Source organism: Paenibacillus sp. lzh-N1, from assembly GCF_002872435.1.
Classification (GTDB): Bacteria; Bacillota; Bacilli; order Paenibacillales; family Paenibacillaceae; genus Paenibacillus; species Paenibacillus polymyxa_C.
This window is the reverse complement of the sequence record NZ_CP025696.1, coordinates 1,146,438-1,168,192: the sequence shown is the minus strand read 5'-3', so window position 1 is coordinate 1,168,192 and position 21,755 is coordinate 1,146,438. Positions and strand designations below refer to the sequence as shown.

Annotated in this window: 20 protein-coding genes and 2 tRNA genes; 12 read left to right on the top strand and 10 right to left on the bottom strand. The window is 46.7% G+C overall.

Translation table 11 applies throughout. The annotated features are described in order from the left end of the window. Positions 1 to 82: 82 nt before the first annotated feature. The 4 genes from C0638_RS05275 to C0638_RS05260 all read left to right on the top strand — a co-directional run bounded on the left by C0638_RS05275 (position 83) and on the right by C0638_RS05260 (position 4,039). Entirely contained in the window at positions 83 to 844 is a 762-nt protein-coding gene (locus C0638_RS05275) for an AAA family ATPase (RefSeq protein ID WP_025676049.1), read from the top strand. A gap of 47 nt (positions 845 to 891) precedes the next feature. Further along, entirely contained in the window at positions 892 to 1,413 is a 522-nt protein-coding gene (locus C0638_RS05270) for a GyrI-like domain-containing protein (protein WP_102163374.1), read from the top strand. 146 nt (positions 1,414 to 1,559) lie between these two features. Next, positions 1,560 to 2,762 (top strand): MFS transporter, encoded by a 1,203-nt coding sequence (locus C0638_RS05265; RefSeq protein ID WP_013369125.1) that lies wholly within the window; start codon positions 1,560 to 1,562, stop codon positions 2,760 to 2,762. 224 nt (positions 2,763 to 2,986) lie between these two features. Further along, positions 2,987 to 4,039: a lactonase family protein gene (locus tag C0638_RS05260; RefSeq protein ID WP_102163373.1), complete on the top strand. Its 1,053-nt coding sequence runs from the start codon at positions 2,987 to 2,989 to the stop codon at positions 4,037 to 4,039. A gap of 120 nt (positions 4,040 to 4,159) precedes the next feature. Here the strand turns inward: C0638_RS05260 and C0638_RS05255 are convergent, their stop codons facing one another. Together C0638_RS05255 and C0638_RS05250 are read right to left on the bottom strand one after the other, a co-directional pair. After that, a complete protein-coding gene (locus C0638_RS05255) occupies positions 4,160 to 5,116 on the bottom strand; it encodes an ArsR/SmtB family transcription factor (protein ID WP_025676046.1) in 957 nt (318 codons plus the stop codon). A gap of 273 nt (positions 5,117 to 5,389) precedes the next feature. Then, complete coding sequence (locus C0638_RS05250) at positions 5,390 to 6,358, bottom strand: hypothetical protein (protein WP_058711007.1); 969 nt, start codon at positions 6,356 to 6,358, stop codon at positions 5,390 to 5,392. 143 nt (positions 6,359 to 6,501) lie between these two features. On the opposite strand from C0638_RS05250, the gene C0638_RS05245 reads away from it, so the two are divergent. The 3 genes from C0638_RS05245 to C0638_RS05235 all read left to right on the top strand — a co-directional run bounded on the left by C0638_RS05245 (position 6,502) and on the right by C0638_RS05235 (position 9,373). After that, positions 6,502 to 6,975 (top strand): GNAT family N-acetyltransferase, encoded by a 474-nt coding sequence (locus C0638_RS05245; protein WP_058711006.1) that lies wholly within the window; start codon positions 6,502 to 6,504, stop codon positions 6,973 to 6,975. Between the two features lie 85 nt (positions 6,976 to 7,060). Next, positions 7,061 to 7,693, top strand: a complete 633-nt coding sequence (locus C0638_RS05240) for an NAD(P)-dependent oxidoreductase (RefSeq protein ID WP_013369130.1) — start codon at positions 7,061 to 7,063, stop codon at positions 7,691 to 7,693. Between the two features lie 33 nt (positions 7,694 to 7,726). Continuing rightward, positions 7,727 to 9,373 carry a bifunctional ADP-dependent NAD(P)H-hydrate dehydratase/NAD(P)H-hydrate epimerase gene (locus C0638_RS05235; RefSeq protein ID WP_058711005.1) on the top strand — a complete coding sequence of 549 codons (1,647 nt, stop codon included), beginning with the start codon at positions 7,727 to 7,729 and terminating at the stop codon, positions 9,371 to 9,373. Here the strand turns inward: C0638_RS05235 and C0638_RS05230 are convergent. After that, the gene (locus C0638_RS05230) at positions 9,357 to 9,851 is read right to left on the bottom strand and encodes a hypothetical protein (protein ID WP_025676247.1); all 495 of its coding nucleotides are present in this window, start codon (positions 9,849 to 9,851) and stop codon (positions 9,357 to 9,359) included. The genes C0638_RS05235 and C0638_RS05230 overlap by 17 nt on opposite strands. A gap of 170 nt (positions 9,852 to 10,021) precedes the next feature. On the opposite strand from C0638_RS05230, the gene C0638_RS05225 reads away from it, so the two are divergent. Next, positions 10,022 to 10,858: an HAD hydrolase-like protein gene (locus C0638_RS05225; protein ID WP_058711004.1), complete on the top strand. Its 837-nt coding sequence runs from the start codon at positions 10,022 to 10,024 to the stop codon at positions 10,856 to 10,858. A 228-nt stretch (positions 10,859 to 11,086) separates the two neighbouring features. Here C0638_RS05225 and C0638_RS05220 read toward each other — a convergent pair whose 3' ends face one another. The 3 genes from C0638_RS05220 to C0638_RS05210 form a co-directional block, all read right to left on the bottom strand. Next, positions 11,087 to 12,841, bottom strand: a complete 1,755-nt coding sequence (locus C0638_RS05220) for a methyl-accepting chemotaxis protein (RefSeq protein WP_058711003.1) — start codon at positions 12,839 to 12,841, stop codon at positions 11,087 to 11,089. Positions 12,842 to 13,012: 171 nt separating this feature from the next. Further along, positions 13,013 to 14,044: a ribonucleotide-diphosphate reductase subunit beta gene (locus C0638_RS05215; protein ID WP_025676245.1), complete on the bottom strand. Its 1,032-nt coding sequence runs from the start codon at positions 14,042 to 14,044 to the stop codon at positions 13,013 to 13,015. A 20-nt stretch (positions 14,045 to 14,064) separates the two neighbouring features. Then, complete coding sequence (locus tag C0638_RS05210) at positions 14,065 to 16,398, bottom strand: ribonucleoside-diphosphate reductase subunit alpha (protein ID WP_058711002.1); 2,334 nt, start codon at positions 16,396 to 16,398, stop codon at positions 14,065 to 14,067. A 523-nt stretch (positions 16,399 to 16,921) separates the two neighbouring features. Between C0638_RS05210 and C0638_RS05205 the strand changes: the two genes are divergently transcribed. Continuing rightward, on the top strand, positions 16,922 to 17,269 hold the full coding sequence (locus C0638_RS05205; protein ID WP_040102273.1) for an MTH1187 family thiamine-binding protein: 348 nt from the start codon (positions 16,922 to 16,924) through the stop codon (positions 17,267 to 17,269). 73 nt (positions 17,270 to 17,342) lie between these two features. Beyond that, positions 17,343 to 17,414, top strand: a tRNA-Thr gene (locus C0638_RS05200). A 93-nt stretch (positions 17,415 to 17,507) separates the two neighbouring features. Here C0638_RS05200 and C0638_RS05195 read toward each other — a convergent pair. From C0638_RS05195 to C0638_RS05180, 4 genes are all read right to left on the bottom strand, one after another. Then, positions 17,508 to 17,789 (bottom strand): tyrosine-type recombinase/integrase, encoded by a 282-nt coding sequence (locus C0638_RS05195; protein WP_082689631.1) that lies wholly within the window; start codon positions 17,787 to 17,789, stop codon positions 17,508 to 17,510. 1,240 nt (positions 17,790 to 19,029) lie between these two features. Further along, positions 19,030 to 19,377, bottom strand: a complete 348-nt coding sequence (locus C0638_RS05190) for a winged helix-turn-helix transcriptional regulator (RefSeq protein WP_058711001.1) — start codon at positions 19,375 to 19,377, stop codon at positions 19,030 to 19,032. A gap of 161 nt (positions 19,378 to 19,538) precedes the next feature. Next, the gene (locus C0638_RS05185) at positions 19,539 to 20,285 is read right to left on the bottom strand and encodes an SDR family NAD(P)-dependent oxidoreductase (RefSeq protein ID WP_058711000.1); all 747 of its coding nucleotides are present in this window, start codon (positions 20,283 to 20,285) and stop codon (positions 19,539 to 19,541) included. A 175-nt stretch (positions 20,286 to 20,460) separates the two neighbouring features. After that, complete coding sequence (locus C0638_RS05180) at positions 20,461 to 20,925, bottom strand: HAD-IA family hydrolase (RefSeq protein ID WP_226888891.1); 465 nt, start codon at positions 20,923 to 20,925, stop codon at positions 20,461 to 20,463. Between the two features lie 270 nt (positions 20,926 to 21,195). Between C0638_RS05180 and C0638_RS25135 the strand changes: the two genes are divergently transcribed. Both C0638_RS25135 and C0638_RS25975 read left to right on the top strand, forming a co-directional pair. After that, positions 21,196 to 21,282, top strand: a tRNA-Thr gene (locus C0638_RS25135). A 195-nt stretch (positions 21,283 to 21,477) separates the two neighbouring features. Then, a complete protein-coding gene (locus C0638_RS25975) occupies positions 21,478 to 21,600 on the top strand; it encodes a hypothetical protein (RefSeq protein ID WP_013369144.1) in 123 nt (40 codons plus the stop codon). The last annotated feature ends 155 nt before the right edge of the window (positions 21,601 to 21,755 follow it).

Below are 21,755 nucleotides of genomic sequence, written 5' to 3'. Positions count from 1 at the left end.
GAGTTGAGATTGATTGCTGTAAATAATTCCAATATAATGATGGAATACCTAGTAAATTGCTTGGCAATGGAGCTGACTGGACATGAGTATATGGGATCGTAATCTTTTTATACGTCGATTGGAGCTATTATGGCCTCCAGATGCAGACAGGAGCCAATACCCTTTTAACTTAAAGGCTCTTCAACAGTGGAACGAACTCAAATTCCATCCTTCCGTTACCTATATTGTTGGAGAAAACGGGGTAGGTAAATCGACGCTTATGGAGGCAATCGCGGTCGCGTGGGGCTTTAATCCAGAGGGTGGCACTAAAAATTTCAACTTTTCTACACAAGCCACGCATTCCGCGCTGCATGAGCATATCCGGTTGGTGAGAGGGATCGAAAAGCCGAGGGATGGCTTCTTTTTCCGGGCGGAGAGCTACTATAATGTGGCGACTCATATCGACGAGCTGGATCGAGAAGGAGGAGGGCGACCTATTCGAGATTCGTACGGGGGGAAGTCGCTGCATGAGCAGTCGCATGGCGAGTCTTTTTTTGCTGCATTTGTGCATCGGTTTGGGGGACAAGGATTGTATATTTTGGATGAGCCAGAGGCAGCGCTATCGCCTTTGCGTCAGATGGCCATGCTTGCCCGGATTCATGAGCTTGTGCAGCAGGGATCACAGTTTATCATTTCTACCCATTCCCCCATCTTGATGTCTTATCCAGATTCGGTCCTGTATCATCTGACACATGAAGGGATCGACACACGGACGCTAGAGGAAACCGATCATTTTATCATTACCAAACAATTTCTGAATAACAAGGAAAGGTTATTGCAGGAGCTATTCGAAGATTCACCATAAGGATATAGTAAGTTTGGTAGTATCCACTTTGATGAGGAGGAAACCGTATGAGTTCAAATCTCGATGTAGTTATTCAGCGGATATCGGCTTTCAAGGTAGCAGCGCTGACTGCGCAAGCCCCTTTTGCCGAATTGGGTGATGAGGTACGCAGACAGTGGCAACAAGTGCAACAAAGCGTCCCAGAGAACCACTCAGGTCGTCTGGACGCGGATATGGGCTATGTGTTAACTCCTCAATGGACAGTTGTTGAGGAGAACGGAAGTACTGCGGTCAAGGTGGGCGTAAAAGTGTCCTCGTGGAATGAAGTACCGGATAGTCTTGAACGCATCGAGGTGCCCGAAGGAGAGTATGCAGTGACCCGTTTTCAGGGAGATCGAGAACGATTAAATACGATTTATGATGATCTATTTGCTTGGTTGGACCGTAATGGCTATGAGCGTAATACGACAGAGGGGGTATATTGGATCGAGTCGAATCGGCTAAAGCCGGTGAACCCTTTTGATATTCCCTCTGCAGAAATTCAAAAATTTGATTATGATATTGCGATCGCTATTGTAGTACAAAAATAAAGGAGTAACATTCAGGGGTATCGGAAGTATTTTATGATTGTTATTTGCCTCCCGCTCTATTAATATAATGGAGAGTTTTGCTGAAATGGTTGCAAAATAAGAATTTCGTATACGAAATAAAGAACCTGAGGAGGACAAAACGCAACATGTCGGATTCACAACAGTTGAAAATGGGGCCGCTCGTCATTTTGATGATTAATATGTTTATTGCCATGCTGGGAATTGGACTCATTATTCCGATCCTCCCCAAGTTCATGGGTTCCTTGGGAGGCAGTGGTGAAACGGGAGGCTATCTGGTTGCCGTGTTTGGCTTGACCCAGTTTATATTTTCGCCGTTAGCGGGGGAATGGTCCGATAAATACGGACGTAAAAAAATGATTATTATCGGTCTGGTCATCATGACGGTGTCTTCTGTATTGTTTGCAATTGGACACTCATTGACCATGCTGTATATTTCCCGTTTGCTTGGAGGCGCAGGAGCGGCATTTATGATCCCTCCAATGATGGCTTATATTGCCGACATCACAACAGTCCATAACCGAGGCAGAGGAATGGGGCTGTTGGGGGCCGCTATGTCGCTTGGTTTTGTGATCGGTCCTGGTGTAGGTGGTTTGCTGGCAGATATCTCGCTTCGTACACCCTTATACGTTTCGGCGGCGGTATCAGGTTTAGCGGCACTGATTTCATTGATTTTACTGCCCGAAACCTTGTCGTTGGAGAAGCAGTTGAAGTTTCGAAATGTTAAGGTGAAACGGGACAATGTGATTAAACAGTTTGCGCTGTCTTTCCGCAAGCCGTACTTTATGCTGTTGATTATGATATTCACGTTAACCTTTGGCCTGACGCATTTTGAAACGATGTTTCCGTTCTTTGTAACAGGCAAGTTTCATTACAATGAACGTGATATTGCTATCATTATTACGGTAGGTGCGTTGGTCGGAACTATAATTCAAGCTGTGGTCATTAGTCCGATGTTGAACCGTTTTGGTGAAAAAGGTGTGATTATCGGTTCTTTTCTGTTTTCCGCGATTTCCCTTGTGCTTATGTTGCTCTCAGGGAACTTCTATTATGTACTCGGAGTATCGCTTATCTTCTTTACCGCTACGTCGTTGCTGCGACCAGCCATTAATACTGCTTTATCCAAAATGGCAGGGGATGAGCAGGGAGTTGCAGCCGGGATGAACAATGCTTATATGAGTATTGGTAATATTTTGGGACCTGCGCTTGCTGGTACATTGTTTGAGGTGCATATCAATTTGCCGTACATTTTTGGGGCGGTCATTCTCATGCTTAGTTTGGGGCTGGCTGTAAAATGGAAAAGCAGAGATACGCAATCCACAGCGGTTTAATATTATTTTTTCTGTAAAATAGTCTCTTTTGGTGTGAACTGTGGCGTTCTTATGAACTACTACAGATTACAGCGGAAGAGGCTATTTTTTTGCATACATAGCCACATGTTAATGAAACGGCAGAATCTTGGGTAATAATGCATGATAAGTTTATAACCAGTCAAAAAGTAGAACTTAAAAGTCGAATAACTTGTGAGGAATACGCTAAAAGGAGCTGAGATCGGATGAAAGAGCGGAATGAGCAGTTATTTTATATAGGAACTTATGCGTCTCGTGAGGAAAGAGGAATTTATATAGGAGCTTTGCATACGGACAAGGGTGATTTGCGTATGGTTGGAGGTGTGGAAGGAATCGAGAGACCCTCTTTTCTGGCACTGCATCCGAATGGGGCAGAGTTGTATGCTGCCAGTGAAACAGAACCAGGCGAACTGTACACGTATCAGGTGAACACCCAAACGGGGGAATTGCATCCTTTGGATCGAAAAGGAATGGAGGGCGCACATACTTGCTATGTATCCGTAACAACAGATGGAAACTATGTGCTGGCTTCTAACTATTCTGGGGGCAATGCCGTTGTATTCCCTGCGACAGAAGCAGGAGGGTTGGGAGACATGTCGGGGCAGGTTCAGCACACGGGGTCAGGGATTCGTCAGGACCGCCAGGATGCGCCACATCCACACTCGATTATTCCTGATCCTTCAGGAGAGTATGCCATGGTATGTGATCTGGGGCTGGATCAGATTATAGTATATCGTTTGACCGAGGATGGGAAACTGGTGACCCACCGTGAGACAGATTTGCCACCTGGTTCCGGTCCACGTCATCTGGTTTTTCATCCCTCAGGTCGATATGCTTTTGTCGCCAATGAATTGAATAATACCGTTACTGTGTTTGGTTATAACGAACGTAATGGTAAGCTTACCTTGCTGCAAAGTCTGTCCACACTGCCAGAAGGCATTATAGATGTAGAAAATACAGCAGCGGATATTCGAATTACACCCTGTGGACGTTTTCTGTATGTATCCAATCGAGGACACAACAGCATCGTACTCTACCATGTCGATCTAGACAGCGGCAAGCTAAAGACGATTGAATGGGTCGAGACTTTCGGCAGTACGCCGCGTAACTTCAACATCTTGTCTGGTTATTTGCTAGTGGCGAATCAAGAGGGAAACAACGTCGTATCCTTTGCTATCCATGGGGATGATGGACGGTTGACCCGAACGGGATATGTATTGGATGTTCCTTCACCAGTTTGTATTGAACCTGTACGCTAATTACACAGCGCATGGCAAAAAGGGGCCATTAAAAGAGAATGAGAAAGTAAAACACGGCGCTTTGTCTCCCAAGAAAGGCATGGGCAAAACGCCGTGTTCAGGTTTTGAATGGTCTAATGATTACTTGCTGCTATCGCCAGCTTCTACTGTTGCTGTTTTGGTATGGTTTTCCGCAGGTTTGTAGTACAAACGGAACAGGATATCCTGGTTGTAGTTACCAAATCCAGTACCGAACAGGGTTACCCCGCCAATATGCTGGGCATCATCCAAAATGGCAATACGGAATTTCCATTGCTTCTGATCAATCAGCACGTCGCTTAGGGTCACATCGGATATCTGCTTGCCATCCATAAAGGTACCTTCGGATGTAACGCGAAGTCTCTTAAGCAGACCATATTGATTGATAAAATCAGGCCACCATGAAGGAGTATATTTACCACGATTATCACCGAAATCCCCCGGGCTGGTCCAAGTGCCCAAATTCACATCATTTAGAAAAAACGTGATGTCTGAAGGCCAATTATCATTGGTAAAAGGGGCCTCCGATGATAATTCCATCGAAATTTCCAGTTCCTCAGCTTTTTGACTGGACAATAGGAAATTCGGCACTTTATAATCCATATACCCTTGGCTAAACCACAGAATTTTGGAATTGAAGCGCTCAGGGTCTAAGAACGAACGAGGCTCATCGAATTCTCCGATAATCTTTTCGACGGTGGCTAGGCCGCAGGTTGCCTGAATTTCAAAATCTGTAAAGTGTCCGACGGAAATCTCCGTCTGATGAAATTGCCGTACATCCTGCTGATAGCGTGGCATGGCGATTTCAATTTTGTCCGTAGCCAATGAGCATACCTTCTGAACCCCGCCTCGTCCGGGCAGCATTTTAGTCGAAATAATGGATGCTCTCTCCAGTTTCTTAACATGCATGGTCATAATCGCACTACTGAGTCCCAGGGCTTCCGCCAGCTCACGTATATTCATAGGCTTCTCCGCAAGCAGAACAATCATGTTCAGCCGAACCTCACTGGCCAGCGCTTCATAAACGGGAAGTGATTTTTCAGAAATGTCCAGTTGCATAGTTCCTCCAATTCTAACGCACATCATAAATTGATGGTAGTTTAACATATATGGATTTTTTCAATATTCATACATATAAAACGATATGATTTACATTTATATAAACAATATACCCTTTCCTTGATCGTTGGCACAAGCCTAACCCCGTAAAAAGCCAAAAATTGTTCAAAAAACAGGACACCCCATAAACTCTTTCTTTGTGTGTTGGGATGTCCTGTGATGGTAGGTGATTTGCGGGATGTATACGGGATCTAATTTCAGGCGCAACGGTGTTTAGGACCGCATATGTTCATCAGCCAAAGAAGAATCAGCGGTTGTATCTTTGTCAGTTGCGTGTAATTCCTGATGCTGCGAAGCATCAGCCTTCATCAAGCTGGGATGACCCACATAAGGACGATCACTTCGCGAGCGGCCTCGGGTAAGTCGGAAGCCAATCAAGAACAGCACAAGCTGTGCAGCCAGTATGTAGGGAGACGCTTCTGGCCCAAGCCACTGAAACAGGGCGACAACGGCAATGACCATACATAATAGGCTTGTTGGGAAATGGGATGCCGTCACGTCCAGATCATTTTGTCTACGCAGGGTCATCAGACGATAGACATACAGCAAGGCGATCAAGCCAGAAACGAACCTTATCCATGCATACCCTATAAGCCATGATACAGATTGTGTGGTGTCGGGTAGACTAACATCGACATGACTGTAAGTCATCAGTTCCACAACCAGTCTTGAGGTCAACCAGACGATTCCCGCCAGCGTCAGCGGACCGGCCGCTGGGCGCAATAGCTTCCATAATGCTGTTCCCCAGCCTGGAGCATGGGATTCCAGCAGAACAAGTCGCCGTTCCTCGATCAGTTTGTTCATTTCACGCTCCAGTGACTTGAGAAGCAATTCCCGGCGGAATGGATCACATTCCCGAAGGGATGCTTGAACCTGCTCTTGAAGGTGAGGGGTCAAATAGGGGGCTGCTTTAGCCTCCTGAAGAGCATGGATTAGTCCATGCTGGTGCTGCTGCTTTTCGCTGTTGTTGATCGCGTTCTGGGTAGCAGTCTGGAGATAACCAGCTAACCGCCCATAGATACGCAGTGATTCCTGTAATTCTTCGAGCCGCTGCTGACGCGAATTGCGAAGCTGGGCTGCACTGTGAACATACAGCCATACCAGCAAGGATAACGCCAGCAGGAAGGCGATCAGACCGGGTGAGATATATGCGGCTAATGCCGCGAAGTCCGTCGGGGACACCCGCAATCCCTCCTTCCATTGTTCTTTCTACACTATTGCACAGACCACACAGGCATTTCAAGGGCTTGTATATCTCTAAACCAAGAACTATGAAGTATTTTTTGGTAAAATAGACAAGATTACAGCAGGAAGGGAGATTCGGCATGAATAAAAATATAGATTTTGCAACAGAACATCATGAGACATCGAATCAACCGTACGAGCTGCTTCGCGTAGATTACGCTATTCCAGCCGTCGAGGAATATCAGGCTTTACGCAAGGAGGCTGGTTTGTCGCAAATTACGGAAGAAGCGGCAGCTAAGGGCTTGCCGAACAGCCTATTTGCTGTAACGCTACGGCTTGGACATGAATTGATCGGGATGGGCCGGGTGAGCGGTGATGGCGGTGTGTTTTTTCTGGTTACGGATATTGCAGTCAAGCCTTCCCATCAGGGGAAGGGCTATGGACGTAAGCTTATGGAAGAGATTATGGAGTATTTGAAACGGGAGGTTCCTGTGGGCAGCTTTGCAACGCTGATTGCGGATAAGCCAGCCGACCGGTTATATGCGCAGTTCGGCTTCCAACTGGTTAGTCCAAGGTCGGAAGGGATGTATTGGCGACAGCCGGGAGGACTGTAAGCTGAAATCCTGCACGAGTTTGAGCTGGTTATAAAACGGATAAATAACAGTAAGAAAATTATAGATAGGAAGAAGGCACGTTAATATGAAAGTGATTATTTTCGGAGCAACAGGAACAATTGGCAAAGCGTTAGTAAAGGAAGCAATCAAGCGTAAGTATGAGGTGACGGCGGCAGTGCGCGATCCGCAACGAGTGACAGAGCAAAATGAATATTTGACGGTGGTTCAGGCGGATATTCTAAACCCGAATTCCGTTACGGAGGTAGCCAAAGGGCACGATGCTATCATTAGCGCCTATGGTCCCAAGTTTGGAGCTGAGGAAGAATTGCTCGAAGCGACTCGTTCTTTACTGGAAGGAACTCGGCGTTCCGGTGCGGAGCGCATACTTGTCGTTGGCGGAGCGGGTAGTCTGAAAACAGAAAACGGTGAGCGTCTCATGGATACCGCTGAGTTTCCAGAGGAAGTGAAGCCACTGGCGGCGGCGCACGCTGATGCACTGGAGTTGTACCGTGCTGCGGATGTAGACTGGACATATTGTAGTCCTGCCGGAATTATTGAACCGGGTAAACGTACAGGGCAGTTCCGTATTGGTTTGGATCATTTGGTAGTGGACGAATTAGGCCATAGTCGCATCTCTGTAGAGGATTATGCGGTAGCCCTGATTGATGAGTTAGTAGAAGGGGAATTTGTCAATTCCCGCTTTACCGTCGGATATTAATCACAGGGATGGCTATATGGGAGGCGAATAAGCATGTATATGGTGACCGCCGAACAAATGCGGCAACTGGATCGGTACACGATTGATAAGCTGGGGATCCCGGCCCTGACCTTGATGGAAAATGCCGGGCGAGCAGTAGCTGACGAGGTACTGAAACTTTGTGCTGAGAGACGTGGAAAAAGCGGTGGCATAAATGAGGTCACACACACAGGAGCGGGGGATGTACCGGGACATGGCAGTGTTATACGGACGGATTCATCGAGCCGAGGGCGATATGATGTATGTGAACGAGCACACTGGTATATCCTCGTTGGTAAAGGCAACAACGGCGGTGACGGACTGGTGGCAGCCCGCCATCTGACCGATGCAGGTCTGCGCGTCACCGTTGTGTATGCCGAGCCGCCTGAAACGCTACGCGGTGAAGCAGCTGCCCAGCGCGACATCATCGCGGCGCTGGATATCCCGGTTATCCTCTATGGTCGGGATAACCTCGGCCTGTGCGGTGCCTCGGGCATCGTCGATGCCCTGCTGGGCACAGGCACGCAAGGTCCACCGCGTGAACCCTATGCCTCGCTAATCCGCGAGGCCAATGCCAGCGGCGCGCCAATCGTGTCGGTAGACGTGCCTAGCGGCCTCGACGCCGACACAGGTGCACTGCACGAGCCGTGCATTCATGCGCGTCTCACCGTATGCCTCGCCTACTTGAAGTGTGGGCTCGCCCAATATCCGGGCGCCGGAAACGCTGGTGATGTGGTGGTACGCTACATCGGTATTCCGCCCAGCCTTGCCCGTGAGCGCGGCGTACAGCTGCAGCTCCTGACCAGCGCTACGCTACGCGACGCGCTGGACGTGGATGTCAGCCGTAGTCGTGTGCCGGACGGGCACAAGGGCACCTATGGCCACGTTCTGGTCGCGGCCGGAAGCCTGCGCATGAGCGGTGCAGGCCTACTGGCTGCACGCGCCGCCTTGCGCATCGGCAGCGGCCTTGTGACGTGGGCGGTGCCTGAGGCACTGCTTCCGCGCGTCATTGGTGCCGCGCCGGAGCTGATGCTCGCTGCCGCAGCAACAGGGGGAGACGGCGAATGGAACGCTGACTCTGCCGCTGAGCTGCTCCAGCTTGCGCAGGCGCGCGATGTGCTGGCCGTCGGGCCCGGCCTCGGCCGCTTCGCAGGGGACACTGGCTGGCTGCGCCGCCTGTGGGAGGAATACAGCGGTCCGCTCGTGCTCGATGCGGACGCCTTGAACATCCTGGCCTCGGCGGGGCCTGAGCTGGATGCCTGGAAGTTGAGAGATGCGGCGGTCGTGCTAACGCCGCACCCCGGTGAAATGGCTCGTCTGCTGGGCATACCGACAGCAGAGGTGCAGCGTGACCGAATCAGCCATGCCCGGGAATACGCCCGGACACGCGGAGTCACGCTGGTGCTCAAGGGAGCACGCACGGTCATCGCGTGTCCCGATGGAACGGCCTACGTCAATACCACAGGCCATGCCGGCATGGCGACAGGCGGTGCCGGCGATGTGCTGACAGGCATCATCACAGGGTTGTTGGCCCAAGGATTGAACGCTTCGCAGGCAGCAGCCTTTGGCGTGTATCTGCATGGCGTGGCTGGGGAAACGGCCGCGCATCATCGCCAGCATCCCGCTTCAGTAGTAGCCGGCGATATTATTGAAGCCCTATAACCCATAGCAGCAGTGGCAGGAGGAAGGCCAGCATGATCTGTATTCCATATTCACGGTTCAGCCAGTGCCTTCCCCCATAATAGAGTAGTGTAATCCCTGCACCGGCTATGCCGTTGCTCCATGATATACCTGTTCCAGCAGGCGACATCAGAGATCCTAGCAGAAGAAAGACACTGAACCCTACGGCAAGGTATAGCGTGAACTGCTCAGGCTTGCGAAGCCAGGGTAAAAGATCACGTAGCGCATCAGCGGCAAGAGCCGCCGGAAGAGCAAAGCCATAGGCCCACAACTGCGCGGTCAGTTCACCGCTATTGCCTGCTATACTCACAGGCAATCCCGTTATTTCCTCTGTCAGATAGCAGTAGACCCATAAGAGACCAAAAACCAATCCTCCACAGGCTAGCTTATTCAGGGCATAACAACCAAGCTCCATCCGCCAAGGCATTTTGGAATTAAACTCATTCCAAGGCTGTCTCATATTGCGACTCCCTCCTTATTTCACTCGGTAAATCAAAACCATTCAAGGAATTTATTTTCAATTACAATCCGCTTACCGTTTGCGACATTTGAGTTTACGTTAGCTGTGTATCATGTTCCTAAGCAAAATAAAGATTGCGGATAGCCGCGGTACGGAAAGGCGGGGATTGCATGATACAGGCGGTTATTTTTAATCTTGAAAGTACATTGTTAGACCCCGGGGGACGGGGCTTAATCCAGGGAATGTGCGACATCTTCAGATGGAAGGGCATACAGGTAACTGAAGAGCAGGTATCTCATGGACGGGGACTGCCCATCCGGGATCATATTGCGAATGTGCTCGGACTTTCAGAGGTTCGTAGAAAATGGCTGGAGTGCTTTGGTGCGCATCCTGGCAGAGTGGATATTGAGCATATTTATCTTGAGCTTGTCCCTGTTCTTCGCTCTTTGATCCAAGGGGCTGAGACTGCTACCGGTATAGATAGGGCGCTGCAGGAGCTTCAAGATCGCCGCATTCAGTCAGGCGCTACTGCATCTTGCCCGATGGAGATGCTGAGTCACGTATTCACGCCTGCACAGTCACCCTATACACTGGATTGTATGGTAGCCCCTTGTGAAGTTTCGCAGGGGAGGCCTTATCCGTGGATGATCTATGAAATTGCACATCGCCTGCAGGTATTCCCGCTTAGCGATATTGTGAAGGTAGGAGACACAGCTGCCGATATGCAAGAAGGACGGAATGCCGGCGTTTGGACGATTGGTGTGTTGAACCATAACGAGAGTGCTTTGACCCCGGATCACACTACAAGCTGTGAAACGGACGACAGAGTATCTGAGGAACGACGCAGACAGAGTATATATGGCTTGAAAAGGGCAGGGGCCCACATCGTGATGAACTCGGTCGCTGACTTGCCGCGTATTTTGCGTGAAATTGAAATGCTCCAGCATACGGGAGGCTATCCTTCTTATATGAAACCGATGAAAACAGCCGCGGCTCCCCCATCGTGAGAATAACGGCACAACTCTTAAGTACCTTTAATAGACCTTCTAGGTTATATATGTATGCATCTATCTGGATAAAGGTGTACTCAGCCCGGCTTTCTAACCTCAAAAGGAGCATTCGCTATGTTAGCGAATGCTCCTTTTGAATGTACTCCCTTTCGTTTGGAAAATGACCCGTAAGATGGACACTTTAGATCAAGTGTCCATCTTACGGGTCACAGTTCACCGAAATCATTATTGGTCTGAACTCTTTACCCGGAACTGATCAGCATGACGCTGTAGATTGTTTGATAGTGTAGTCAGATTACGGGCTACTGCGGATAGTTCTTTTACCGCTAAAGCCTGCTTCTGTGCGCTTGTGGATACATCTTCCGTCATTCCGGCAGTTTGCTGCGCCGCGCTGGCTGTGTGATTCAGATGTTGATCTACGCTGTGACGTACCTCGTGCATTTCTGTCGTCAATTGGGCCAGATGTGCAGCAAGTTCCTGAACTTCCTCTGAAACCTGGGTGACTTTGTCAACAGACTGTAAACATAATGCAATTTGTTTTTCTTGTTCATTGACAGTGTTTATATTTTGATCAAATTGATCGCCCATTTGCTCAATTTGCTCGACAAAGCTGCTTAGGATTTGATCGATTTCACGAATGGACATGGCAGATTGTTGGGCAAGTTGTCCCATCTCATGAGCTACGACAGAAAAACCTTTACCAGCTTCCCCTGCACGCGAGGCTTCAATCGAGGCATTAAAGGATAAAATCTGCGTCTGCTTTACGATGCCCTGTACCTGCTGCCCGATGTTAGCTGCTTCGCGGGATTTTTCGGTTAGCGCGTGTGACATACGCTGCATCTGCTTGATTCGCAGGGCGCTTTCTCGTCCCTTCTCCAATAGCAGTTCATGTTCACTGGCTACCTGATTACGGACCTCATTGAGATGGCGCGCCGTATCCGTAAACTGGTGCACATGGCTTCCGACTTCATCCAGCGTTTGCCCTAAGCGGTCAGATTGCTGAACCGATTCTAACGTTTGATCCGCTTGGTTTGTAGATACATCAGAAATTTGCTGGAGTGTGCGGGACAGTTCCTCAGTCTGGTGGAGTGTTCCTTCTGTTGTCACGACGATATTCTCTGATACTTGCTGAAGTGTACTTGAACTGCTTTGAATGTCCACAATCATATTGGACATGGCTTCCACCATTCGGTTCGTCAAGCCGCTGATTTCACCTAGCTGATCATACGTAACTTGCTGCGATGTAACCGTAAGATTGCCGTCGGCTACTTGCTCCAGTGTATTTTTAATGAATCGCACCTGACGCAGTATTCGACGGGTTACCAGCACCATTGCCGCAATGGAAATGATCAGAATGATGGAGACCACAGGGATAACTAGCCGGTAGGCCTCAGGCAGGGTTTTCTCGTATACTTCAGTTACAGAGGCAAGGGATCTGTCAATTCCCAGATAGCCTATGATGGTTCCATCTGTATCCTTAATGGGTGTAAAGGAAGAAAACATCGTTCCCCAATCAGGGTCCGTTGTGATATCTGTAGTGACCGTCTCCCCTTGTTTCAATCTATCTGCCGTTTCTTTACGGGTGAAACTAACAGGGCTTCCAAAAGGACTGTAGTCTTTGTCGTCCCAAGCAGCTCCGTCCACCGTGAGCTTCCACTCATCGCCAACACGGTTGTACATATACATATACAGGACTCCGCTTTGCAGCCTAAGCGTATTTAACTCGTTCCGAAGTTCTTTATACTCGCTGCTCTGCTCGGATGGATTCGTATTTAAGCTTTTGACGGCTGATTTGTCCAATAGCTTGGCCGTATTCACTGCCAGCGCTTCATTGTTGAGCTGCATGGTTGATAGAGAAGCATTCTGAATAGACAGTTTGGTCGTCCACAGAATCATGACGCCAATCACAACTAAAGGAATGAGCAAGATGAAGTAGAGTTTGGATTGTAATCCCATTCTTTTTTTGACTTTGCTTTTCATAATATGCTCCTTACTATATTATTTCACCTTCATATAATATCGTGTTCAAGTAGGGAAATATGAATAGTAATTCATATGTTTCATGAAAATTCTGCGCATTTGTGCAAATTTCATCCCATAGAAAAAAGCCTTAACTCAGTAATAACCGAGTTAAGGCTTGTAGCGTATGACTTACAAATCGTCAAATCCGTTGTCATCTCCGACTTTGCCATAATTGCGTGATTTTGCTTCAAAAAAGTCCGTTTTTGTTGCATTCAGGGCTTCATCCGAAAATGGCTTGATCCAAGGCATACTATTTACATCTACACCTTCATAGGCTTTGTCCATACCCAGAAGTCTCAGGCGCATGTTTGCCATGTATTTGATATAATCGCTCAGCTCGTTCAAGTCAATACCACGAACCTCCTTGAGCGTGTAATGCGCCCAATTCGTTTCCAGCTCCACAGCGCGGTTGATCATACGATAGACGTAGTCCATGTTCTCTTTCGTGTTCAGCTCAGGGAAATCAGCCAAAAGCTGCTTGAACACTTCGGCAAAGAAGTAGCAATGCTGATTTTCATCGCGCTGAATATACGAGATCATCTGGCTGGTAGCCATCATTTTTTGGTCACGGGCCAAATTGTAAAAGAAGGCAAACGTACTGTAAAAGAAAATACCTTCCAGAATCAAATCCGCTACCATCGCTTGGAAGAAGGTTTGGGGATTCTGCTCATCGCGGAACTCCTGGTAGATCGCCGAGATGAATGTGTTGCGCTCCAGCAGGACAGGATCGTTTTTCCAATATTCAAAAATTTCTTTCTGCTCCTGTTCCGATACCAGGGAAGATAGCACGTAAGAGTAGGACTGGTTATGCACGACTTCCTGTTGTCCGATAATGGCCGAAATGGCTTCCAGCGATGAATCGGTAAAATATCGTTTTACATCTCCGACAAACATGGTCTGCATGGAGTCCAGCACGGCCAGCAGGCCGATATTAATTTTGAAGGTGCGCTGTTCTTCGGCATCCAGCATAGGAAACTGGGACGCATCCTTGGACATCGGAATTTCATCCGGAATCCAGTGGTTCAGTAGCAGTACTTTATATAGTTTGTACATATGCGGCATCCGAATATCGTTCCAGTTCAGAATACCGGAGTTTTCGCCTTCAATAATACGGGTAGAGCGGTTAGGCGCTTCTGTGTTAAAAATCTTTTGTAACTGCATGAGAGGCTCTCTCCTTTAGTTTAGGATGCGCAGCTTTCGCATTCTTCAATCGTCAGTGCGCGGCTGCGTACATAATAGGTCGACTTCATACCTGATTTCCAAGCATGGATGTGCAGCTCTAAAAATTCGGTAGCTTTGATATCTGGGCGCACATACAGGTTAAAGCTTTGACCTTGGTCAATATGACGCTGACGTGCAGAAGCCATGTTGATCGAAGCATGTTGATCCAGCAAGAAAGCTGTCTTGTAGTACCAGATGGTTTTTTCATTTAAGTCTGGTGCAGGGTTTGCGATCTTGTAGGTTGTTTTCTCTTCATAGGAAAGCAACTCATACAGTGGATCAATGCTAGCGGTAGAGCCTGCAATGATGGACGTGGAACCATTAGGCGCGATGGCGAACAGCCATGCGTTACGGACACCGTTTTGTTGGACTTCTTCCGCAAGCTCACTCCACTCGGACGTAGTGACGAATTTGCCTTCACGTGTACCGTCTGTATAGCCACGGGAAGTGAAATAATGTCCGGTCGCCCAGTCGGAACCCTCGAATTTGGCATAACGGCCTTTTTCTTTCGCCAGCTCCATGCTGGATTTTACAGCCAGGTAGTTAATTTTTTCATACAAATGATCGTTATAGGTTACCGCTTCATCGGACTCCCAGCGGATACCCTCAAGTGCGAGCAGATGATGCAGCCCAAATGTACCCAAGCCGACTGCACGATATTGGCTGTTCGTGTATTGTGCTTGCAGCACCTCAATGTTGTTGATATCAATAACATTATCCAGCATACGTACCTGAATCGGTACGAGACGATCCAGCACACCTGCCGGAACAGCACGAGCCAGATGAATGGAGTTCAGGTTGCACACCACAAAGTCGCCAGGAATTTTGGAAATAACAATGCGTGTTTGTCCGTCCTTGGTGACCAGTTCTTCTTTTTCTACTACCGTTGCAGATTGATTTTGCATAATTTCCGTGCACAGGTTGGAGGAATACACCATACCATGGGCACGGTTCGGGTTAGCCCGGTTTACCGTATCGCGGTAGAACATGTACGGCGTACCTGTTTCCAACTGTGATTTCATCAGACGCTTCATGATGTCAATGGCAGGCACCGTAATACGAGAAAGGATCGGATGCTGTGACGCCTCCTCATACTTCTCGCGGAAGGAGCCTGAACCGAAGGTTTCATCATAAAAATCTTCCAGTCCCAGTGGACGACCCTTGTCATCTTTCCAGCCCATGACCTTCTTCACTTCATGCGGACAGAACAGATTCCATTCGCCCCGTGCTTCGACCCGCTCCATGAACAGATCGGGCAGACATACGCCGTGGAATACGTCATGCGCACGCATCCGCTCGTCACCGTTGTTCAGCTTTAGGTCCAGGAATGCCAGAATGTCTTTGTGGAATACGTCCAGATAAACGGCAATTGCACCTTTGCGTGTACCCAGTTGGTCTACGCTAACCGCTGTATTGTTCAACTGGCGAATCCAAGGAATAACACCAGAGCTTGTATTTTTATGTCCGCGGATATCGGAGCCGCGCGCTCGTACTTTACCGAGGTATACGCCGATGCCGCCACCCATTTTGCTAAGACGGGCTACATCGGTATTGGAATCGAAAATACCTTCCAGCGAGTCGTCTACGGTGTCGATAAAGCAGCTGGAAAGCTGTCCAGCCACCTTTTTTCCGGCATTAGACATGGTAGGTGTAGCTGCTGTCATGTACATGTTGCTCATCGCCCAGTATGCTTCCTTAACCAGCTCCATACGCTTGTCGGCAGGCTCTTGATGCATTAGGTACATTGCGATAATCATGTAGCGTTCCTGCGGAAGTTCCATCACGCGTCCGTCAAAATCATTGGCCAAATAGCGCTCAGACAGCGTCAACAGTCCGATATAGTCGAACAGCAGGTCATTCTGCGGCAATATGGAATCGCCGAGTTCATCAATCTGCTCCTTGGTGTAGCAGTCAAGCAGCTCTTGACGGTAGATTCCTTTTTGAACTAAATCGGTGATCAGTGGGTAAAAAGCGCCGTAAGGCTCGTCTGCATACGATTTGTAACGGCGGTGAGTAGCTGCTTTTTTATATAAAGAAGTGAGCAAAGCACGCGCAGCAGCAAATTTCCAGTCCGGTTCTTCCTTGCTAACCAGTTCCAGGGCAGCCATTGCAAATGCGTTGCTAATTTCATCCCCCGTGACTTCATCCCGGCGCAGCTTACTGGTTACACCGCGAATGAGTCGATCTTTATCCAGCTTGTCCAGCCCGCTGAGCACACGGTCAGCATATACGGATATACGTATTTCATCAAAAGCCAACTGGCGATTGTTTGGTTTGGTTACGAGTTGTGGCATAGGATTAATTCCTCGCTTTCTTGATTTGGAATTCATACTTAGGGAATAGGCATGAAAATGATCTGAGAAAAGAAAATGATGAAAAAAGCGATGGTCAGACAGCATTTTGGGGCTGTATGTAATCCAATAACATAGAAATAGCGATGCGCCTGCCAATGAAGGGGAAAAAGATGGTTCCCGTAGGATTTATCGGCTACATCACTATATTTAGAGGTGTTATGAATATTTAACCCAACATATTGTGTATATAAACTTAAAATTTCAAATAAGTGCAAGGAGTATTATAGCAACATTCGAAGCCATACGTAAAGGAAAAGGAATGGAAAATCAAAATATGCAGAGAAGTCGCGAGCCGTATTTGAATTGAGACGGAGTGGACGGTACAATAAATAATATAGATGCTTCCTACAGAAACAAGCGGTATACATATGGAAATTTTCTTGCAAAACAAGGTTGCTTTATGGACTGGGTTTTAGAATTTTAAAAAAGAAGATTTTTTTTAAATTAAAGGAGGAACTTGGTGATGGCTATTGCAGAAGTGACTGTGATCCCGATTGGAACGGGGAGTACGAGCCTGAGCGACTATGTTGCTCAAATGCAAAAAGTGTTGAAGACGCAAAAAGGAATTACCTATGAGCTTACCTCCATGAGTACGATTATTGAGGGGTCGTTGGATGATGTGTTCACCGCTATTGCTGCGCTGCACGAAGCGCCATTCCTGGCAGGAGCCAAACGTGTGTCCACCTCGGTCAAAATTGATGATCGCCGTGATAAGCCTTCATCCAGTCGCCAGAAGCTCAGATCGGTCGCAGATAAACTATCCGGAACCACGACAGGAAATGTTACAGAATTAAATCCAAATCCTAGTTGATAAAGTTGATGTAAGTGATTGATTTTTATGTAACTAAGAGTATAATAGTTTTTGTTGTCAGTCATACTGACCTGCTGGTGTAGCTCAGGGGTAGAGCAACGCACTCGTAATGCGTAGGTCGGGGGTTCAATTCCCTTCACCAGCATCTTATAAAACTCAAGCACAGCGCGGCTTCCAAGCTTTTTGGAGGTCGCGCTTTTTCGTTGGAGCGAGCATTCTTCTACCATTTTTCTACCCTTTAGTCTAATAAAGTGGGTTCTTCGGTGCTAATGCTCTCTCCTGTGATTGAATCGCCAATGTTTTTTAACACCGCTTCTTGGAGATTCGGAAGAACATGTGAATAGGTATCCAGAGTTACATTGATAGACGAATGTCCAAGTCGCTCTTGAACGATCTTTGGATGGATACCAGCTTTGAGAAGTAGTGTTGCATGAGTGTGTCGCAGATCGTGGAAACGAATCCGAGGAAAGTCGGGATGTTCCTTTACAATTCTGTCTAAAATACGATAGTAATGTCTCATAAGATTGCGGGGGCCGAGAGGCGTTCCCACACTCGTTTGAATTACTAAGCCTGAATCATTGTATAGCTTATTTCTGGCTTGCTCATGTTCTTGCTTTCTAAAGTGATTTTCCAGAAAATTAACGGTATTAGCAAACAGTGCGATGGAGCGAACGCTACTATCATTCTTAGTATCATCAAGATCATGTCCTATTTCAGAAATGGTATAAGCTTGTCGAACCGAAGCCGTTTTTTCTGTAAATCTACCTCTGATCGGGGTAGTGCAAGTATCTCACTTTGACGCATGCCAGTAGAAGCAGCGAGCTCGAAGGCCATAAAGTATTGATCTTCAGATGCAGCATCGAGGAACATTTTGGGGATTGGCTCGTAGTGTCGGCCTATCTTCTGGACAGCTCACTGGAAAGTTGAACAAATACAAAGAGCGCGTTAAAGAGCAAACGGTTCAATCAACTGCTGTTTAAATAAATCCTTTGCAGGGTGGCCTCTACCTCACGGGCTACGGCGGCCACCTGCATTTTACAAACGGAACGTATGTTCTTAATCCTCTTTCATTTTCATTTCAACTAAATGTCTGCAATGAGGGCACTGGGAAGTCAATGAAAAAGTTTTCTTCTCATTGATGTTAAGCAGGGATACCAGTTGAACAACTATTCCCGGCAGTGAAAGCATTCCTAATATTAATGCAATTGAGTTAACAGCTGATCGTATCCTTACGTTTGAAGTAAGTGAATACTCTAAATAAATTAAAAAGCTCTGCTAACCTTAAGGTCGGCAGAGCTTTTTAGTTGTAAAATTGCTTACAGACGGACATTTAAGGCGGAACTGATATGAATCAACTTTAAATGTATGTTGAAAATAAAGTTTTGATAACTACAATAAAAGAAACAACGGTAGGCTAGGACGAGAAAATATGCCCTAGACTGTCGCTGCTTCATCTGTTTCATTGAACTAACGTTTCCCGTTAGCGTAATGGGTTCATTGTCATTAGCCTCAACCGCTTACCTGTTTGCTCAGACTCCTGGCAACAGCTGGGGCATGATGCTTTTGCCATAATCCAAGACGTACTTATTAATCTCTGAGACAAGTTTTGTGTCCTTAGTTTTGTAGTGCATCTTGTTAATTACGAAGTAACCTGTACTAGAATATTGCTCATCACTCAAAAACATCAACGTAAAACGATAAAACAAAAAAGCCGCTAAAATAGCGACTTCAAATGGGACTATGCTCTTGTCCCCCGACAGTTAATCCAGATACAAAATCTCAATCTCGCCCGGAGCGAAGGATTGCTTTGCGTAATTCCCCCCCCAATCACAAAGCGATCTCAAAATGGGTTCAAGTGATTGACCCAGTTCCGTCGTTGAATATTCCACCTTAGGCGGTACCTGATTGTACATCTTTCTGCGAATTAATCCGTCTGTTTCCAGTTCCCGAAGAGTTTGAATCAGCATCTTTTGCGATATATTATGAACGAGTCGCTTAAGCTCTCCCGTCCGTTTAGGTCCTTTTATTAAATAGTACAGAACAAGCCCCTTCCACTTTCCTCCGATAACCTCTAGTGTAACTTCCAGTTCACAGAAAAATGTTTTCATATCAATGCACCATCTCCCGATCTAAGAATATCCCCTTCATGTATCGCTTGATCCTTCAAGGATCACTGAAGGAAAAATTGAACGTTACATGGAGGGGATAATACAATCGCATTTAAGTTGATTTAAAAAATCTTTGTCGTTTGAAAATTATTATGTCCTGGTTAAACTTGAGCTACTCCGCCATCTACGAATAATTCAACGCCGTTCATATAGCTGCTTTCATTAGAGGCTAGGAACATGACAGCATTGGAGATCTCTTCAACCTGCCCCACTCTGCCGAGCGGAATATCATTTTTTGCCTGTTCCAGGAAATGATCTAGTTCAGAGCCAAATAACTCATCGTACGCCGGCGTTACGATTGTTCCCGGACTAAGGATGTTTATACGAATTTCGGTCCCTCTCATATCAAGAATCCAGCTGCGGACGAGCTGTCTGATCGCTGCCTTGGATGCACCATAGATACTAAACGCTGGCATCCCCGTCGAGCCAGCAGTGGATCCCGTTAGAATAATCGAACCTCTTTTATTTGGAAACAAAGCTAATGCCTTTTGTACTGTAAAGATGGTTCCTTTCACGTTGACATCGAAAGTCTTGTAGTATTGTGCTTCTGTAATTTCTCCTAATGGAAGCAATGACCCTAGTCCGGCATTTGCAAAGAGAATGTCCAAGTGTCCCTTTTCTCGCTTAACTGTTTCGAATAATATATCTAGATCTTCCGATTTAGATATGTCACCTCGGACACCTGTAACATTCTTTCCGATCTGCTTTACTGCTTCATCCAGTTCACGTTGTCTGCGTCCCGTGATAAAAACGTAAGCCCCTTCTTTTACGAACTGTTGTGCCGACGCGAGACCGATGCCGCTTGTACCTCCGGTTACAACTGCTACCTTCCCGTCAAATTTCCCCATTCTATTACACTCCTTTTATAATGATTTATATGGTATAGGATGCTCTGTCTGCTTCATGAATCTCCTATGAACGATAGTATGGGGGAAAAGTTACAAGAAAAACAGTACCCACTTTTTTGTGATATAGTCACCAAAAAGTGATAATTGAGGCGGCACAAGCATTTGTTTTTACAGCCTAACAGATGGAAGTGAGCTCCATTAAGTTTGAGATTGTATATGTGCTTTTAATTTCTGCCGGACTTATTTGTCCGGTTCTGTTGACCCAACAGGTGTCAATGCCCGACTGAAGACCACCTTTGATATCCGTATTTAATGAATCTCCAATGACAAGCGCATCCTTTCTATTAAATTCTGAAATATGACTTATGACGTAATTGAAAAATTCTTCCTTCGGTTTTTGATAACCAATGCTTTGCGAATCAAAGATATCCTCGAAAAACTTATATAGCCCAGACTGCTTCAAGCGTTTGATTTGCGTGTGAGTGATACCATTCGTGATTACGAACATTCGATGGGTCTTTGATAAGCGATGACAGACATCCATTGCGCCTTCCATAAGCAATTGGTTTCCATCTCCCAACAATTCTCTATACAAACCTTCCCATTCCAAGCCGACCACGATTTCCCCCATTCTCAACATTGTAAAAGAGGGCTCCATTAATTACTCACCACATGATACCACGTATTTGAACTATCCTGCCCGTTAGCTTAACGTCGCGGTTCAGTCTACAGTTTTCAGCAGGCGACCGTAGGATGCTGCTATGAAGGATCTGGAGATGAGACGGAGGGACTTGAGACCATTAAGGCATCTGCCTTGTACTTGTTGCCTCAATTATTTTCTTCTACCAAATCTTCTACCGAAATACGGATATCTGTAATACCTGACGGAACCCTATTTATTGTTGGACAGGCTATAGGAGCTTTGTAAAACCCATCAAAACTTTATTTCAACGCACTCGTAATGCGTAGGTCGGGGGTTCAATTCCCTTCACCAGCATCTTATAAAATTCAAGCACAGCGCGGCTTCCAAGCTTTTCGGGGGTCGCGCTTTTTTTGTGATTTTGGACAATCTTCAACCATTTTTCTAACCTTTAGTCTAGTAAAGGTGGGGCTATTTTCGCATTTTCGGAATCATGCAGTCCTGAAACCAAAGCTGTTTTTTTAAATCTTATTGCAAAGGTGTGGATGACTAATGTTGAAAAAAACGGTACTGCTGATTATCGCGGCTAGCTTTTTGTTGTTTATTATAACTGTTCCAGATCAAGCCTTTTACCACCATAGTATCCAGCCTCAGGTTACCATTGGAGGAGCTTAAACGTAAGCAAAGCAAATCCCCGCTAACCTGAACTGTTCGGCGGGGATTTTTGTTGAACAATCTAAGGACAGTGTATTGTACAGTACCCCTTGTACAAATTTATGATTCTCAGAAGTGATGAATTAATGTGTAATTAAAAGCAATGCTGCATTACA